Origin of the sequence: Kribbella solani, from assembly GCF_014205295.1 — a bacterium.
Lineage (GTDB): Bacteria > Actinomycetota > Actinomycetes > Propionibacteriales > Kribbellaceae > Kribbella > Kribbella solani.
In genome coordinates, this window is record NZ_JACHNF010000001.1 from 7,682,914 (window position 1) to 7,699,229 (window position 16,316).

A 16,316-nucleotide genomic window follows, 5' to 3' on the forward strand; every position below is an offset into this window, starting at 1 on the left:
TCAACGCTGATGAGTTTTTCCCTGTCCTGTACCGACCTCTCCTTCGCCTGGCCGGACGGCGAGGTGCTGTTCGACGGGCTGACGTTCGTCGCGGGCCCGGTCCGGTCCGGACTGGTCGGCCGCAACGGCGCCGGCAAGTCCACGCTGCTCCGGCTGATCGCCGGCCGGCTCACTCCACAGCGCGGTGCGATCCGGGTCGCCGGTGAGCTCGGGTACCTGCCGCAGGACCTGACCCTCGACACCTCGTTGCGGGTCGACCAGGCGCTCGGCATCGAGGCGGTCCGGCGGGCGATCACCGCGATCGAGTCCGGCGACGCCTCGGAGCACAACTTCGGCATCGTCGGCGACGACTGGGACGTCGACGAACGCGCCGAGGCGCTGCTCGGCAAGCTCGGTCTGGGCGCGATCGCCCTGGATCGCAGCGTCGGCGAGCTGTCCGGCGGCGAAACCATCCTGCTCGGGCTGGCGGCCGAGCTGCTGCGGCGCCCGGACGTGCTGCTGCTCGACGAGCCGACCAACAACCTCGACCTGCGGGCCCGGCGGCACCTGTACGACGCCGTCGACCAGTTCCGTGGCGCGTTGCTGATCGTCAGCCACGACCGCGACCTGCTGGACCGCGTCGACCAGATCGGCGACCTGCGCAAGGGCGACGTCACCTGGTACGGCGGCAACCTGTCGGCGTACGAGGAGGCGGTCGCGGTCGAGCAGGAGGCGGCCGAGCGGATGCTGCGCGCGGCGGAGGCGGACGTACGCAAACAGAAGAAGGACCTGGTCGAGGCGCGGATGAAGATGGATCAGCGCCGGGCTCGCGGGCAACGTGCCTTCGAGCAGGGCGGGATTCCGAAGATCGTCGCGGGCGGGCTGAAACGGTCGGCGCAGGTGTCGGCCGGTAAGCACCTCGGGATGCAGTCGGAGCGGCTCGACTCGGCGCAGGAAGCACTTGCCGACGCCGAGGAGAAGGTCCACGACGACGACACCATTCGGGTCGATCTGCCGAAGACCGCGGTGCCGACCGGGCGGGTGGTGCTGCGGTTGGAGGATCACGTCCTTCGTACCGGAGCGCGCGTCGACCTGGAGATCCGCGGGCCGGAACGGATCGCGCTGACCGGGCCGAACGGTGCCGGAAAGACGACGTTGCTGCAGTCGATCGTGGCGGGGGAACTGCCGGCGGTGCCGTTCCGGTATCTGCCGCAGCGGCTCGATCTGCTCCGCGACGAGCTCTCGGTCGTCGACAACCTCGCCTTGCTCGCGCCGGGTACGGAGAATCAGGAACGGCGGTCGCGGCTGGCCCGGTTCCTGTTCCGGGGGCGGGCGGCGGATCAGTTGGTGAGTACGTTGTCCGGTGGTGAACGGTTCCGGGCGACGCTCGCCGCGTTGCTGCTGGCCGAGCCGCCACCGCAGTTGCTGATGCTGGACGAACCGACGAACAACCTGGATCTGTCCAGCGTGGCGCAGTTGAAGGACGCGCTCGCTTCGTACAGCGGCGCGCTGGTCATCGCCAGCCATGATCTGCCGTTCTTGCGGGAGATCGGCATCACCCGGTGGGTGGAGCTGACGCCCGGCTCGCTGGGCACGATCGACCCGCTGTAACCACTCGGCCGAAGCACGCCTGGTACGTCCCGCGCCGCGGGGGTACCGGGCGTGTTCTGGTCGTGGGCTTGAATTAGATACCCCTAGGGGGTATGTTTCAGGGCATGAACGAGCACGAGGGGCATCAGCACGCCGCCGCGCAACACGAGCACGGCGCGGCCAGTGGGCATGAGGGGCACGCCGGTCACGGCGCGGGTCATGGCGGTCACGGTGGGCATGGGGACCATGCGGCGCAGTTCAAGGACCGGTTCTGGATCAGCTTGGTGCTGACGGTGCCGGTGGTGTTCTTCAGCGAGATGTTCGCGCATCTGCTCGGGTACATGCCGCCGGAGTTCCCGGGGTCCGGGCTGATCGCGCCGGTGCTCGGTACGGCGATCTTCCTGTACGGCGGGCAGCCGTTCCTGACCGGTGGCTGGAGTGAGCTGAAGTCCCGCCGGCCCGGGATGATGCTGCTGATCTCGATGGCGATCACGGTCGCGTTCGTGGCGTCCTGGGTGACCACGCTGAAGCTGGGCGGGTTCGACCTGGACTTCTGGTGGGAGCTCGCGCTGCTGATCGTGATCATGCTGCTCGGGCATTGGCTGGAGATGCGCGCGCTCGGCGCCGCGTCCGGTGCGCTCGACGCGCTTGCCGCGCTGCTGCCCGACTCCGCCGAGAAGGTGACCGACGACGGCGTGGTCGAGGTGTCACTGCACGAGCTGCGCGCGGGTGATGTCGTACTCGTGCGCTCCGGCGGCCGCGTACCCGCCGACGGAACCGTGGTGGACGGGCAGGCCGAGGTCGACGAGTCGATGATCACCGGCGAATCGCGCCCGGTGTCGCGTGCGGTCGGCGACTCGGTCGTGGCCGGAACCGTTGCCACCGACAACGCGTTGCGGGTCGAGATCACCGCGGTCGGGGACGACACCGCGCTGGCCGGGATTCAGCGGCTGGTCGCGGAGGCGCAGGCGTCGTCGTCCCGGGCACAGGCCCTGGCGGACCGGGCGGCCGCGTTCCTGTTCTACTTCGCTTCGATCTCGGGCCTGATCACCTTCGCGGTCTGGGCCGTGCTCGGCAAACTGGACGAGGCCGTCACGCGTACGGTGACCGTGCTCGTGATCGCCTGCCCGCACGCGTTGGGACTCGCGATTCCGCTGGTGATCGCGATCTCGACGGAGCGCGCGGCGAAGGCCGGCGTACTGGTGAAGAACCGGCTGGCGCTGGAGCGGATGCGGACCATCGACGCGGTGCTGTTCGACAAGACCGGCACGCTGACCAAGGGTGAGCCGGCCGTCACCGGGGTGGCCACGGTCGAGGCGATCTCGCCGGACGAGTTGCTGGCACTGGCCGCGGCGGTCGAGGCGGACAGCGAACACCCGCTGGCCAAGGCGATCGTCCGGGCGCAGGCGGCCGAGACCGTCGGTGCGCGGGTCGGGGCCGGGGAAGGTGCCGGTGGCAAGCTTGTCGCCTCCGAGTTCCGGTCGCTGACCGGTCGGGGCGTGCAGGCGGTCGTGAACGGCGCGGAGGTCGCGGTCGGCGGACCGGCGTACCTGCGGGAGAACGGTCTGACCGAGCCGGCCGCGCTAGCGGCCGGCGTCACCGAATGGAAGGCGCGTGGCGCCGCTGTACTGCACGTGGTCCGCGACGGTCAGGTGCTCGGCGCGGTCGCGCTGGAGGACGAGGTACGGGAGGAATCCCGGCAGGCGGTGAAGGCGCTGCACGAGCGGGGCGTGAAGGTCGCGATGATCACCGGTGACGCGCATCAGGTCGCCGACGCGGTCGCCAAGGAGCTCGGGATCGACGAGGTGTTCGCGGAGGTGCTGCCGCAGGACAAGGACGCCAAGGTGGCGGAGCTGCAGGCGCGGGGCCTGAAGGTCGCGATGGTCGGCGACGGCGTGAACGACGCGCCGGCACTGGCCCGGGCCGAGGTCGGGATCGCGATCGGCGCCGGTACCGATGTGGCGATCGAGTCCGCCGGGGTGGTGCTCGCCGCCGACGACCCGCGGGCCGTGCTGTCGGTGATCGACCTGTCCCGGGCGAGCTACCGGAAGATGTGGCAGAACCTGGTCTGGGCGACCGGGTACAACGTGATCACCGTCCCGCTCGCGGCCGGCGTCCTGGCCTTCGCCGGGGTGGTCGTCTCCCCGGCCGCCGGCGCGCTGCTGATGTCGATCTCCACCATCGTGGTGGCGCTCAACGCCCAGCTGCTCCGCCGCCTCAACCTCGCACCGGACCGGCTGGTCAAGTAGTGGGATGACCGGCAGCTCGACAGGTAGTGCACCAGCGAGACACCGTACGCGCGGACAAATCCACGCTCAGGTGCACTAGCAGGCGCCAGACACCTCCTGTCGAGCTGCCGGTTTCATCAGGCCGCGGGCAGGCGGCCGAGTAGGCGTTGCATAGTGGTGATTTCAGTGGTTTGAGCTGTTTGGATCTGCTTGGCCAGGGTGATTGCGGCGGTGTCCTTGCCCGCTGTCTGCTCGGTCTTGGCCATCGTGATCGCGCCCTGGTGGTGCTTGATCATCATCTCGGTCCACATCCGGTCGAACATGGTGCCGGAGGCTTTCGACAGGTCCTGCATCTCCTGCTCGGTCATCATCCCGGTCATCGCATGCCCGCTGTGCATCCCGGGCGTCGGCACCGGCTGACCCCAGTTCTTGAGCCAGCCCGACAACTGCTCGATCTCCGGTGCCTGCGCGGCCTTGATCGCGGTCGCGAGCTTCTTCACGTCAGCGGTCGTTGCCTTCCGCAACGCCTGGTCGGCCATCTCGACGGCCTGCTGGTGATGCGGAATCATCTGGGTCGCGAACGCGACATCCGCGGTGTTGAACGCGGCCGCCGCGGAGGGTGATCCGGTGGCCGATGGGCTTGGGCTCGCGTGGTTCATCCCCGGCATCGGGTCCGAGCCACCACATCCGGCCAGGCCGAGTACCGCGGTCAGAACGGCAGCCGAAACCGCGGTCGTACGAAAGACGTGCGTCATCACATTCCTTGGGTTGTCGTGTGGATACAGCGGAAGAAGGCGCACGTCGGCCTATATCCGCAGTACTCCCAACGACGACAACATCCGCCCCGACGGCGGCGATCGCTCACCCAATACGCGGGGCAGCCGGCGGACCGGTGCACCGATCACCCGCCAGACCAGCAGGCTGCGCAGACCGAGGAGCAGCGCGAGTACCAGGGCCAGCCCGGTCAGTACGGCCATGCAGGCGCCGCCCATGCCGTCCATCTCGTCGGCGGGCACGATCTGTACGACGGACGGCCGGGTGTGCTCCATCGGCATCACCATCGGCGCGCCTGGTACCGCCATCGCGGCGTCGTGGTGCGAGGTCAGCCCGTGCATGCCGAAGACACCGGCGACCACGAGGAGTACGCCGAGTAGCCGAAGCAGTCGCGCTCCGCATCCATGCAGCAAACCGGCCATCCCGACAAGAGTACCGAGCTGGGCGGGTTGCACAGTCAGTACCCGAAGAGTGTGCACACTGGACGGTGAGGCCGGGGCGCGACCGTCGTACGTTCGGTGAAATCCCAGGGCTGGAGGTTTCCCATGGCCGGTTCATCTGTTGGTGCGGACGACTACGCGCTCGCCCGGGTGCCCGACTCGGCGCGGTACTCGTGGTGGTCGGTGGCGACCCAGCGGTTCGGGCAGATCTCGGCGCTCAGTCAGTTCCTGCTCGGCGCGACGCTCGGGTTCGGGATGAGTTTCTGGAGCGCGTTCTGGGCGCTCACGTTCGGCGCGGTGATCCTCGAACTGGTCGCGATCCTGATCGGCGTCATCGGCGCCCGCGAGGGTCTGCAGACCTCGGTGATCGCGCGCTGGACCGGGTTCGGTCAGGCCGGGTCGTCGCTGATCGGGCTGGCGATCGGGATCAGCCTGATCGGCTGGTTCGGGATTCAGTCGGCGGTGTCGGCGGCCGGTCTGAGCCAGCTGATCGGCGTCCTGCCGACCTGGGGCTGGTCGCTCGTCTTCGGCCTCGCGGTGACGCTGGTCGTGCTGCGCGGTTTCCACTCGATGGCCTGGGTCGCGTACGTGACCGTACCGGCCTTCCTGCTGCTGGTCGGCTGGTCGATCATCAAGGAACTCGGCAACCACAGCCTCGGCACGCTGGTGAACGCGGCCCCGGCCGGCCCGCACCTGAGCCTGCTGGCGGGTACGACGCTGGTGGCCGGCGGGTTCATCGTCGGTGCCGTGATCACGCCGGACATGACCCGCTTCAACCGCTCGGTCGGTGACGTGGTCAAGCAGACCCTGCTCGGCATCACGCTCGGCGAGTACGTGATCGGCCTGGTCGGCGTACTGCTCGCGCACGCCATCGGTTCGGCCAACGTGATCACCATCGTCACCTCGTCGGTGGGCTGGGTCGGCACGCTGGTGATCATCCTCGGCACGATCAAGATCAACGACTGGAACCTCTACAGCTCCGGGCTCGGCGTGGTGAACTTCATCGGCACCGTTTTCGGCCGCCGGGTCAACCGGGCCGTCGTGACGCTGGTGGTCGGCGTCCTCGGCAGCGTGCTCGCGGCCGGCGGCATCCTCGACAAGTTCACCGAGTTCCTGACCGTACTGGGCGTCGCTTTCCCGCCGATCGCCGGAATCATGGTCGCCGAGTACTTCGTGGTGAAGCGCTGGCGCCCCGAGCTGGACGCGACCCGGGCGGCCGGCGCGCTGCCCGCGACCGCGCCGACCTGGGTACCGGCCACGATCGTGATCTGGATCGGCGCGGCCCTGATCGGCAAGTACGTGACCTGGGGTCTGCCGAGTATCAACTCGCTCGTCGTCGGCTTCCTCGCGTACGTGGTGGCCGGCAAGCTCGGGCTGATCCGCGGGATCGGCACCAGCCGGACGATGGAGAGCGAGACCCCTGACGTGAACGCCGTACCCGCGACCAGCTGAGAGGACCATCCCATGCGAATCGGCATCGATGTCGGTGGCACCAACACCGACGCCGTGCTGCTCGACGGCGCCGGCACCGAGGTACGGGTGCTGGCCGCGAACAAGTCGGCGACCAGCGCGGACGTGACCGCCGGGATCATCGACACCCTGGACCGGCTGCAGGCGGAGCGATCCTTCGACCCCGCGCAGGTGCAGGCAGTGATGATCGGCACCACGCACTTCATCAACGCGCTGGTCGAGGCCCGGCGGCTGGCGCCGACGGCCGCGCTCCGGCTCGGCCTGCCCGCGACGGCTTCGCTGCCGCCGCTGGTGGACTGGCCGGAGCGGCTGGTCGGCGCGATCAGCGGCCGCAGCTACCTGGCGCACGGCGGCCACGAGTTCGACGGCCGGCACATCGCCGAGTTGGACGAGGACGAGCTGCGCCGGCACGCCGCCGACATGGTCGCGCACGGCGTCCGGTCGGTCGCGATCTCGTCGGTGTTCTCGCCGGTCAGCAACGAGTTCGAGCTCCGGGCGGCCGAGATCCTGCGCGCCGAGCTCGGCGACGAGGTGGCGATCTCGCTGTCGCACGAGATCGGCCGGATCGGGTTGCTGGAGCGGGAGAACGCGACGATCATCAATGCCGCGCTCCGTGAGCTGGCCGCGAGCATCGTGGACGGCCTGTCCGGCGCGGTGGCCGGTCACGGCATCTCCGCGCCGCTGTACCTGAGCCAGAACGACGGCACCTTGATGGACGTGGATTTCGCCCGGCGGTACCCGGTCGCGACGTTCGCTTCCGGCCCGACGAACTCGATGCGCGGGGCGGCGCTGCTGTCCGGTCTCGACACGTGCGCGGTGGTCGATGTCGGCGGTACGACCAGCGATGTCGGCGTACTCACGCATGGTTTTCCGCGGGAGGCGACGACCGAGGTGGACGTGGCCGGCGTACGCACCAACTTCCGGATGCCCGATGTGCTCAGTATCGGTATCGGTGGTGGAAGTTTGGTGGCCTCGGACAATGATCTGGTGACGGTCGGGCCGCGGTCGGTGGGGTACCGGCTGACCGAGGAGGCGCTGGTTTTCGGCGGGAAGACCTTGACGGCAACGGATATCGCGGTGGCCGCCGGCCGGGCTGAGATCGGTTCGGCGGAAGCCGTGGCCGAGCTCGATCCGACGTTGGTGAAGGCGGCGCTGGCCCGGGTCGCGGCGGACATCGCGGACGCGGTGGAGCGGATGCGGACGTCGCCGGACCCGCTGCCGGTGGTGGCGGTCGGTGGTGGGTCGATCCTGCTGCCGGACGATCTGCCGGGCAGTCTCGCGGTGCACCGGCCGGACAACTTCGCGGTCGCGAACGCGATCGGTGCCGCGATCGCGCAGGTCGGCGGCGAGGTCGACCGGGTGTACGCGATCGACCCGGGCCGGCGCGACGCGGTCGTGGACGAGGCGCGGCAGGAGGCCGTGGACCGCGCGATCGCGGCCGGCGCGGACCCGGCGGCGGTCCGGATCGTCGACTTCGATGAGGTCCCGATCCCGTACCTCCCCGGCAACGCGACCCGAATCCGCTGCAAGGCAGTCGGCGACCTACGACTGGGGGAGGCGTGATGGACGCGGACCTGCAGACCATAGCTGCCGGAGTGGAGTGGACGTGATGAAGCTTCGGGCGGAGGACCTGGGCGCGCTTGCTCGTGGGGCTGCTGTGCTGGGTACCGGTGGGGGTGGTGACCCGCACATCGGCAGACTGCTTGCACAGCAGGCGTTGAAGGAACACGGGCCGGTCGAGGTGGTTGCTGTCGGCGACCTTCCGGACGACGCCTGTGTGTTGCCGGTGGCAATGATGGGTGCGCCAACGGTGATGGTGGAGAAGCTGCCCTCGGCCGATCAGATCTCGATCGCGGTGCAGACCCTCGCGAAGTACGTCGGAAAGACGCCGACCCACCTGGCCTGTATAGAAGCCGGTGGGGTGAACTCGACCGTGCCCGTGATCGCCGCGGCGCAACTCGGTCTGCCGCTGGTGGACGGCGACGGGATGGGCCGCGCGTTCCCCGAACTGCAGATGGTGCTGCCGACGCTCGCCGGGATCGAGGCGACGCCGATGGCGATCGTCGACGAGAAGGGCAATCGCGGCGTCTTCGACACGGTCACCAACGAATGGGCCGAACGGCTGGCTCGCTCGGCGACGGTCGACATGGGTTGTTCGGCGATCGTTTCGCTGTACGCGATGACCGGCGCCGAGGTACGCGAGTCCTTCGTGGCCGGGACGCTCAGCAAGTGCGTGTCGATCGGCGAGGCGATCGACCGGGCGCAGCAACTGCACGGCGATCCGGTCGCGGCCGTGGTCGACGAGCTCGGCGGACGGCTGCTGCACGTCGGCAAGGTCGTGGACGTTCAGCGGCGTACGACGACCGGGTTCGCCCGTGGTGACGCGGCGGTGGACGGGCTGGACGGTTCGCAGGGCCGGTTGCTGGTGCTGCGGTTCCAGAACGAGCACCTGGTCGCGGAGCTCGACGGGACGGCGATCGCGACCACCCCGGATCTGATCATCGTGCTCGACACCGAGTCGGGTGAGCCGATCACGACCGAGTCGCTGCGGTACGGCCACCGGGTCAGCGTGCTGGCCGCGCCGGCCGACGAACGCTGGCACTCCCCGGCCGGCATCGAGCTGGTCGGCCCGCGTTACTTCGGCTACGACCTGGACCCGATCCGCGCCCTGGAGACGGTATGAGCAAGGGCAGCGAGGCCCGCGGCGACGAGCTGGGTGCGATGGGAGGCCGGGCATGAGTTGGCAGTTGGGAATCGAGCATTTGCGGGACCTTGCCCGCGGCGCGGCGATTCTCGGTACCGGTGGTGGTGGCGATCCGTTGATCGGGCGGTTGCTGGTCGAGCAGGCGATCCGGGAGTACGGGCCGATCACCGTGCTCGACCCCGGCGAACTGGACGACGACGCGTTCGTGGTCCCGACCGCGCAGATGGGCGCGCCGACCGTGATCGTGGAGAAGATCCCGCGCGGCAGCGAGCCGGTCGGTGCACTGCGCGCGCTGGAGAAGCACCTCGGCCGCAAGGCGGACGCGACGATGCCGATCGAGTGCGGCGGGATCAACTCGATGATCCCGCTGCTGGTCGCGGCGCGGACCGGCTTGCCGGTGGTGGACGCGGACGGGATGGGGCGTGCGTTTCCCGAACTGCAGATGGAGACCTTCTCGGTGTACGGCGTGCCGGGGTCGCCGATGGCGATCGCGGGCGAGCACGACGAGACCGTGGTGATCGACACCGGCGTGGACAACAAGCAGATGGAGTGGCTGGCGCGCGGGATCACGATCCGGCTCGGCGGAGTGGCGCACATCGCGGAGTACTCGATGACGGGCGCCGAGGTGAAGCGCACCGCCGTACCCAGGACGTTGTCGCTCGGCCTGTCGATCGGCCGGGCGGTACGCGAGGCGCGGGAAGCGCATGCGGACCCGGTCGAGGCGATCCGTACCGCGCTGGCGCCGACGTTGTACAACGAGTTGCGGGTGCTGTTCCGCGGCAAGGTGGTCGACGTCGAGCGCCGTACGGTCGAGGGGTTCGCTCGCGGGCGAGCCCGGTTCACCTCGTACGACGGCACGTCCGAGCTCGAACTGCGCTTCCAGAACGAGAACCTGCTGGCGATCGCCGACGGCCAGGTCGTGTGCACGGTGCCGGATCTGATCTGCGTACTGGAAGGTGACACGGCCGAGCCGATCACCACGGAGAGCCTGCGGTACGGCCAGCGGGTGACGGTCGTGGGCATCTCGACACCCGACCTGATGCGTACGCCGGAGGCGCTGGCGGTGTTCGGGCCGGCGTGCTTCGGCCTGGATGTCGAGTTCACCCCGGTCGAACTCCGCCCCGACAACCTCCTCGCCGTCCCCTGAACCATGCCCTGAGCCACCCCCGCTGAGCCATCCCCTGCCCCCGGCCCGCCGTGCTGACCCCTCCGCGGCGGGCCGGGGTTCCACCCGGGCGGACCTGCACCACTCACCAACCGCGCGCAACGCCGGCCCGGCACGCTCAGGAGGTGACCGACCGCGCCGGTTTGGCGCGGTTGATGAGTGCCGCAGGTCCGCGGTGGCAGGATCGGGGTATGAGCACGGTCGTCCGGGAGCAGGACCTGGAGGCGCTGGTGGTCGGTGTCACGCTGCTCGGCTCCGGTGGTGGCGGCGACACGGGCGCGTTCGGACGGATGCTGCGCCGCCGCCTCGGCGCCGGCGAACTGCTGCTGCAGGACGCGGTCGACGTACCTGATGTGTCGGTGAGTCCGATCGGCGTCGTCGGAGCGACCAGCGTGCTGATGGAGAAGCTGCCCAGCGGCAATGAGTTCGAGACAGCCGTACATGCGGTCAGCCGCTGGACCGGGCAAGCTGTCACCGGTCTGATGTCGCTGGAAGCCGGCGGGCTGAACGGGCTGACCGCGTTGATCGCCGCACTCGACCTAGGACTGCCGATGGTGGACGCCGACCTGATGGGCCGGGCGCTGCCGCGACTCGACCAGTTCTCTTGGGCAGTGGCCGGCCGTTCGCTGACTCCCTGTGCGCTCAGTGAGCCGAGTGGTCAAGTGATTGTGGTGGACAACGTCGACGCAACCGGACTGGAGCGGGCCGTGCGTAGTTTTGTGGCCCAGACAGGCGGCTGGGCAGTTCTGGCGCTGGCACCCACTCCGGTGCAGGCCGCGATAGCGGATTCCGTACCGGGCAGTCTGACGCGGGCACTCGCGCTGGGACGAGCGCATGCCGCGCTGGCACCGGCTGCCACTCCAGCTGTTGTCGCGGCCGACATGGGCGGTCGGTTGCTCGGGAGCGGGCGAGTCGAGGAGGTGGCTCGGCACCTGATCACGGATGGCGGAGCGGCGTTCGGCCGGGGCAGCGTCTGCGTAGTTGACTCCAGCAACCGTTCGGTCATCCGGATCGAGACCGAGAACGAGTACCTGCTCGCACTCGTCGACGGCGATCCTGTTGTCACCACACCGGATCTACTATGCGTCCTGGACCGCCGTACGCTGCAACCGATCGCCGTGGACACAGTGCGTACGGGTGACGAGGTGGTCGTGCTCGCATTGCCCGGTCCGACTTGGTGGCGACGTCCGGACCGCATCGAACACGTCGCCCCACAAGCCTTTGGCCTGCCGTACCCGCCGCAGCTCTTGGAAGCATCGTGACGACGCTGGCGGCCATGCTCAGCTCACCCGGCTGGCAGAGCGTGACCGTACTGGCGAGCGTTGATGCCGAGGTCAACCTGACTGGGTCGCAGGTACTGCTGGACGTGGCCTCGCATCCGGATGTGATGGCCGGCGAGTTGCTGGTCGTGTTGCTGGCTGCGGATCACACCGACTGGCGGATCGATGCTCTGATCAGTAGGGCATCGGCTGCTGGTGCATGTGGTTTGCTGCTCGCCGGAGTGGAGCCACTGAGTCGGGGCGCGCAACTCCTGGCTGAGCGGCTGCAACTGCCCGTACTGGGTTGTCCCGATCCGTTGGCGGCGCATGAGCACCTGCGCCGGGTCACCGCGGAGCCAGAGGTGGTTCGGTCTGACCTGGTACTGCGGGCGGTGTCCGCGCTCCGCCGAGCCAACGGCGACCTCGCGGCGGTACTACGGACCACGTCCCTTGTGCTGGAGCGACCTGTCACGTTGGCAGGCGCTGACGGCGGGACGCTGGCAGGTGACCCGCTGGAGCCTGGTGAACGGGCAGCGCTGGTGCAGGTGCTTCCGAGAGTCCCAGTGGCATGGGCAGCGCCGTACCGAGTGGACCTACCGAGTGGTGTGGTGCTGATCGCGGTGGCAGTACTAGGTGCTGGGCCGGTGTGCTGGCTGGTGGCGCGGCTGCCCGGTGTCGTGCCTGCAGAGGTGGCGGCCGTACCTGCGGTGCTCAGCGTGGTCGCACCAGCGGTGGGGGAGCAGTTGGCACTGCGGCGGCTGGAGTTGGAGCGGGACGCCAGGCAACGTACGTCGCTGCTCGGCGAACTGTTGCATGGTGAACCGTCCGAGGCGACCCGGCGGCGGGCGGTGGATCTGGGCTGGCAGCTCGACGGGTGGCACACCGGGATTCGGATCGGTGCCGACGGGCAGGTGGATGTCGCTGGTCGGCAGACAGACGTGGTGGAGGCGTTCGACGCCGAAGGTCTGCGGGCAGTGGTGGTCGAGCAGGGCGACGGCTGGTCGGCCTGGATCACCGCCGTAGGCGAGCCGACCGCTACCGAAGTACAACAACAGGCAGCCGCCATCCGTCGCGTGCAGCGGCGTCTGGCACAAACAGTCGACGCGTACGTTGGCGTGGGCCGCGTACAACCGGGTCCGAGTGGGATCGCCGTCACCCTCGCTGAAGCAGGTGATGCAGCTGGACTGGCCCGTGGTCGTGCCGAAACGGGCCGCTTCCTGCACGTGGACCGGTTGGGTCTGGCGCAACTACTACTGGCCTGGACTCGCACCGACACGTTCCAGCCGGCAGCCAAGGCACTCCTGGCACCCATCAAAGACCAGCCCGGCGACCTGGTGACCACACTGGCCGTCTACCTCGACACAGAGTCCTCACTGGCCGAAACAGCAGCAGTACTAGGGATCCACCGCAACACCGCAGCCGCCCGCATCACTAAGATCCAGCACCTACTAGGCGTAGACCTCACCAACCCGGACGAACGCCTGGCACTGCACTTGGCCTCGCGGACCACTGCTACGGAGTAGGAGCGTCCGCCCGCAGTAGCCCAGCCGACTTCAGATCCGCCCAAAGAGCAGCCGGGATCTCAGTACGGGCCAGTGCCGCGTTCGTACGCACCTCTTCCGGCGTACGGCAGCCAACCGCAATGCCCGCGACCGCCGGATGCGCCAACGGAAACGCCAGCGCGGCAGCAGGCAACGTGGTGTGGTGTGACTCGCACACGTCGGCCAACTTGTTCGCCTTGTCCAGCAGGGACTGAGCAGCAGGCTCGTAGTTGAACGTGGCGTCCGCGGCCGGACGTGGCTGGGACATCAGCCCGGAGTTGAACACGCCGACGGCAACCACCTGTACGTCGTTCGCCAGGCAGGCCGGTAGTACGTCGTCCAGTCCATCCGGATCGATCAGCGTGTACCGGCCGGCCAGCATGATCACGTCGATGTCGATCTCCCGCACGAACCGGGTCAGCATCGCCGACTGGTTCATCCCGGACCCGATCGCACCGATCACACCCTGCTCACGCAGCTCGATCAACGCCGGGAACGCGGTCGCCACCGCCTCCTCGTAGTGGTCGTCCGGGTCGTGTACGAACACCACGTCCAACCGGTCGGTACCGATCCGGCGCAGCGAGTCCTCGATGCTCCGCAGTACGCCGTCCCGGCTGAAGTCCCACCGGCGCCGACGGGTGGTGTCGACCGCGAATCCCTCGTCATCGGTAGCGGCATAGGGGGCGTCGTAGATGATCCGTCCGACCTTGCTGGACAGCACGTACTCGTTGCGCGGCTTGCCCCGGAGCCCGGCGCCAAGGCGTTCTTCGGCCAGCCCGAGTCCGTAGTGCGGTGCGGTGTCGAAGTACCGCCAGCCTTCGGACCAGGCCGCCTCCACGGTCGCGGCGGCCTCGGCGTCACTCACCGCGCCGAGCAGATTCCCCAGCGGCGCACCGCCGAGCCCTACTCGCTGTCCTTCCGGAAAGAGCCTCATCAGCGCGCCGCCGGAAGCCGCAGGTTCTGCATCCCGCCGTCGACGGCCAGCGCCGTGCCGGTGGTCGAGCCCGACAACGGACTGGCCAGGTACGCGATCGCCTGTGCGACCTCGTCGGCCGAGACCAGCCGGCCCATCGGCTGCCGCGCTTCGAGCGCGGCGCGTTCCGCGGCCGGGTCCGCCGCGACGTCGAGCAGCCGCCCGACCCACGGCGTGTCCGCGGTGCCCGGGTTCACGCAGTTCACCCGGATGCCTTCGCGTACGTGGTCAGCGGCCATCGCCATCGTCAGTGCAAGCACGGCGCCCTTGCTGGCCGAGTACAGCGCCCGGTTCGGCAGGCCCGCGGTGGCGGCGATCGAGCAGGTGTTGACGATCACGGCGGATCCCGACTTGCGCAGATGCGGCAGCGCGGCGCGGGTGACTCGAGCGATCCCGACCACGTTCACGTCCAGTACGCGATGCCACTCGTCGTCGTCGTTCGCGGCGACCGTGCCCTGGGCGCCGATGCCGGCGTTGTTCACCACGATGTCGATCCCGCCGAGCTGCAGGGCGGCCGCGGCGACCGCATCCCGGACCGAGCCGTCGTCGGTGACGTCCGCGGCGATCCCGGTCAACGGTTCGCCGGCCTCGGGCTTCAGGTCGAACACCACCACCTGGGCGCCGCGGGCAGCGAGCAGTCGCGCCGCCGCCAGTCCGATCCCCGAGGCGCCACCGGTCACCACGGCCCGCAGGCCGGCGAAATCCGTCACTTCTTGCCCTCCGTCAGGTCCGTCCAGATCTTGCCACCCGGGAACCGGAAGCCGGTCAAGGTCTCGGCGTCCATCTCGGCGCCGAACCCGGCCCGCACCGGCGTCACGTAGTGCCCGTCCCGGATCACCACCGGGTCCAGGAAGTGCTCGTGCAGGTGGTCGACGTACTCGATCACCCGGTCGTCCATCGATCCACTCACCGCGACGTAGTCGAACATCGACAGGTGCTGGACCAGCTCACACAGTCCTACCCCACCAGCGTGCGGGCACACCGGTACGCCGAACTTGGCCGCCAGCAGCAGGATCGCCACGTTCTCGTTGACGCCCGCGACCCGGGCCGAGTCGAGCTGCAGCACGGACAGCGCTTCGGCCTGCAAAAGCTGCTTGAACACCACCCGGTTCTGTACGTGCTCACCGGTCGCGACGCGAATCGGTGCGATGGCGCGCGCGATCGCCGCGTGCCCGAGGATGTCGTCCGGGCTGGTCGGTTCCTCCACCCACCACACGCCGTACGGCGCCAGCGCCTCGACCCAGCGGATCGCGTCCGCGACGTCCCAGCGCTGGTTGGCGTCGACGGCGATCCGGATCTCCGGCCCGACCGCCTCACGGGCCAGCCGCATCCGGCGGATGTCGTCGTCCAGGTCGGCGCCGACCTTCAGCTTGATCTGGGTGAATCCCTCCGCGACCGCCTCGTGACAGAGCCGGACCAGTTTCGCGTCGTCGTACCCGAGCCAGCCGGGCGTCGTCGTGTACGCCGGGTAACCGCGCTCCCGGAGCGTGGCCTCCCGCCCGGCGCGACCCGCCTTCGCCGCCCGCAGGATCTCCAGCGCCTCGTCCGGCGTCAGCGCGTCGGTCAGGTACCGGAAGTCGACCAGGTCGACGATCTGCTCCGGGGTCAGGTCCGACAGCAGCTTCCACAGCGGTACGCCGGCGCGCTTGGCGGCCAGGTCCCAGACCGCGTTCACGACCGCGCCGATGGCCATGTGCATGACGCCCTTCTCGGGGCCGAGCCAGCGCAGCTGCGAGTCGTGCACGAGCGACTTCCAGAACCCGCCGAGATCGTTCAGGGTGGCGTCCACGTCCAGCCCGATCACATGGTCACGGAGCGCTTCGATCGCCGCGGTCTGGACGTCGTTGCCGCGACCGATGGTGAACGCGAAACCGTGCCCTTCCAGCCCGTCACCGGCGTCGGTGCGCAGGATCAGGTACGCGGCCGAGTAGTCCGGATCGGTGTTCATCGCGTCGGAGCCGTCCAGGTCCAGGGAGGTGGGGAACCGGACGTCGTACGTCTCGAACTCGGTGAATCGTGGCATCGAGGACCCGATCTGCTGCGGTGGACGGGAGTGTCGCTGGGAATCCTATAGGATATGTGGCGATGCGGCATCTGGTCCCGCGGATCCGCCCGCTACAGTCGGTCGCGTGAACGAGCATGACGGAGCCCTCCGCCTCGGCAACCGGTCGTTCCGGCCGGGGGAGTTCGCGC

The 16,316-nt window shown here is 69.1% G+C and carries 13 protein-coding genes; 8 read left to right on the forward strand and 5 right to left on the reverse strand.

The features are described from left to right. Positions 1 to 9 precede the first annotated feature (9 nt). Both HDA44_RS35705 and HDA44_RS35710 read left to right on the forward strand, forming a co-directional pair. Entirely contained in the window at positions 10 to 1,590 is a 1,581-nt protein-coding gene (locus HDA44_RS35705) for an ABC-F family ATP-binding cassette domain-containing protein (protein WP_184842284.1), read from the forward strand. Between the two features lie 104 nt (positions 1,591 to 1,694). Beyond that, positions 1,695 to 3,818, forward strand: a complete 2,124-nt coding sequence (locus HDA44_RS35710) for a heavy metal translocating P-type ATPase (protein ID WP_184842287.1) — start codon at positions 1,695 to 1,697, stop codon at positions 3,816 to 3,818. A 116-nt stretch (positions 3,819 to 3,934) separates the two neighbouring features. Here the strand turns inward: HDA44_RS35710 and HDA44_RS35715 are convergent, their stop codons facing one another. After that, positions 3,935 to 4,552 (reverse strand): DUF305 domain-containing protein, encoded by a 618-nt coding sequence (locus HDA44_RS35715; RefSeq protein ID WP_184842290.1) that lies wholly within the window; start codon positions 4,550 to 4,552, stop codon positions 3,935 to 3,937. Positions 4,553 to 4,603: 51 nt separating this feature from the next. Next, positions 4,604 to 4,993, reverse strand: coding sequence for a DUF6153 family protein (locus HDA44_RS35720; protein ID WP_184842293.1), 390 nt, complete (start codon positions 4,991 to 4,993; stop codon positions 4,604 to 4,606). A gap of 123 nt (positions 4,994 to 5,116) precedes the next feature. Here HDA44_RS35720 and HDA44_RS35725 point away from each other — a divergent pair, with 123 nt between their 5' ends. The 6 genes from HDA44_RS35725 (at position 5,117) to HDA44_RS35750 (ending at position 13,132) form a co-directional block, all read left to right on the forward strand. Continuing rightward, the gene (locus HDA44_RS35725; RefSeq protein WP_184842296.1) at positions 5,117 to 6,463 is read left to right on the forward strand and encodes a purine-cytosine permease family protein; all 1,347 of its coding nucleotides are present in this window, start codon (positions 5,117 to 5,119) and stop codon (positions 6,461 to 6,463) included. Between the two features lie 12 nt (positions 6,464 to 6,475). Beyond that, a complete protein-coding gene (locus tag HDA44_RS35730) occupies positions 6,476 to 8,044 on the forward strand; it encodes a hydantoinase/oxoprolinase N-terminal domain-containing protein (RefSeq protein ID WP_184842299.1) in 1,569 nt (522 codons plus the stop codon). A 46-nt stretch (positions 8,045 to 8,090) separates the two neighbouring features. Then, positions 8,091 to 9,164: a DUF917 domain-containing protein gene (locus HDA44_RS35735; protein WP_184844816.1), complete on the forward strand. Its 1,074-nt coding sequence runs from the start codon at positions 8,091 to 8,093 to the stop codon at positions 9,162 to 9,164. Positions 9,165 to 9,216: 52 nt separating this feature from the next. Next, a complete protein-coding gene (locus HDA44_RS35740; RefSeq protein WP_184842302.1) occupies positions 9,217 to 10,332 on the forward strand; it encodes a DUF917 domain-containing protein in 1,116 nt (371 codons plus the stop codon). A 209-nt stretch (positions 10,333 to 10,541) separates the two neighbouring features. Then, the gene (locus HDA44_RS35745) at positions 10,542 to 11,612 is read left to right on the forward strand and encodes a DUF917 domain-containing protein (protein WP_202887757.1); all 1,071 of its coding nucleotides are present in this window, start codon (positions 10,542 to 10,544) and stop codon (positions 11,610 to 11,612) included. Continuing rightward, positions 11,609 to 13,132 (forward strand): PucR family transcriptional regulator, encoded by a 1,524-nt coding sequence (locus HDA44_RS35750; RefSeq protein WP_337906794.1) that lies wholly within the window; start codon positions 11,609 to 11,611, stop codon positions 13,130 to 13,132. The genes HDA44_RS35745 and HDA44_RS35750 overlap by 4 nt, the downstream gene beginning before the upstream one ends. Here the strand turns inward: HDA44_RS35750 and HDA44_RS35755 are convergent. The 3 genes from HDA44_RS35755 to HDA44_RS35765 are packed head-to-tail and all read right to left on the reverse strand — an operon-like array spanning position 13,122 to position 16,146. After that, positions 13,122 to 14,084: an aldo/keto reductase gene (locus HDA44_RS35755; RefSeq protein ID WP_184842305.1), complete on the reverse strand. Its 963-nt coding sequence runs from the start codon at positions 14,082 to 14,084 to the stop codon at positions 13,122 to 13,124. The two genes, HDA44_RS35750 and HDA44_RS35755, sit on opposite strands and share 11 nt — an antisense overlap. Next, positions 14,084 to 14,833, reverse strand: coding sequence for an SDR family oxidoreductase (locus tag HDA44_RS35760; RefSeq protein ID WP_184842308.1), 750 nt, complete (start codon positions 14,831 to 14,833; stop codon positions 14,084 to 14,086). Before HDA44_RS35760 ends, HDA44_RS35755 begins: the two co-directional genes overlap by 1 nt. Next, entirely contained in the window at positions 14,830 to 16,146 is a 1,317-nt protein-coding gene (locus HDA44_RS35765; protein WP_184842312.1) for an L-fuconate dehydratase, read from the reverse strand. Before HDA44_RS35765 ends, HDA44_RS35760 begins: the two co-directional genes overlap by 4 nt. Positions 16,147 to 16,316: the final 170 nt, after the last annotated feature.

Coding starts and splice junctions, on each gene's coding strand:
- HDA44_RS35705 (WP_184842284.1), top strand. CDS start 10: ATGAGTTTTTCCCTGTCCTGTACCGACCTCTCCTTCGCCTGGCCGGAC.
- HDA44_RS35710 (WP_184842287.1), top strand. CDS start 1,695: ATGAACGAGCACGAGGGGCATCAGCACGCCGCCGCGCAACACGAGCAC.
- HDA44_RS35715 (WP_184842290.1), bottom strand. CDS start 4,552: ATGACGCACGTCTTTCGTACGACCGCGGTTTCGGCTGCCGTTCTGACC.
- HDA44_RS35720 (WP_184842293.1), bottom strand. CDS start 4,993: ATGGCCGGTTTGCTGCATGGATGCGGAGCGCGACTGCTTCGGCTACTC.
- HDA44_RS35725 (WP_184842296.1), top strand. CDS start 5,117: ATGGCCGGTTCATCTGTTGGTGCGGACGACTACGCGCTCGCCCGGGTG.
- HDA44_RS35730 (WP_184842299.1), top strand. CDS start 6,476: ATGCGAATCGGCATCGATGTCGGTGGCACCAACACCGACGCCGTGCTG.
- HDA44_RS35735 (WP_184844816.1), top strand. CDS start 8,091: ATGAAGCTTCGGGCGGAGGACCTGGGCGCGCTTGCTCGTGGGGCTGCT.
- HDA44_RS35740 (WP_184842302.1), top strand. CDS start 9,217: ATGAGTTGGCAGTTGGGAATCGAGCATTTGCGGGACCTTGCCCGCGGC.
- HDA44_RS35745 (WP_202887757.1), top strand. CDS start 10,542: ATGAGCACGGTCGTCCGGGAGCAGGACCTGGAGGCGCTGGTGGTCGGT.
- HDA44_RS35755 (WP_184842305.1), bottom strand. CDS start 14,084: ATGAGGCTCTTTCCGGAAGGACAGCGAGTAGGGCTCGGCGGTGCGCCG.
- HDA44_RS35765 (WP_184842312.1), bottom strand. CDS start 16,146: ATGCCACGATTCACCGAGTTCGAGACGTACGACGTCCGGTTCCCCACC.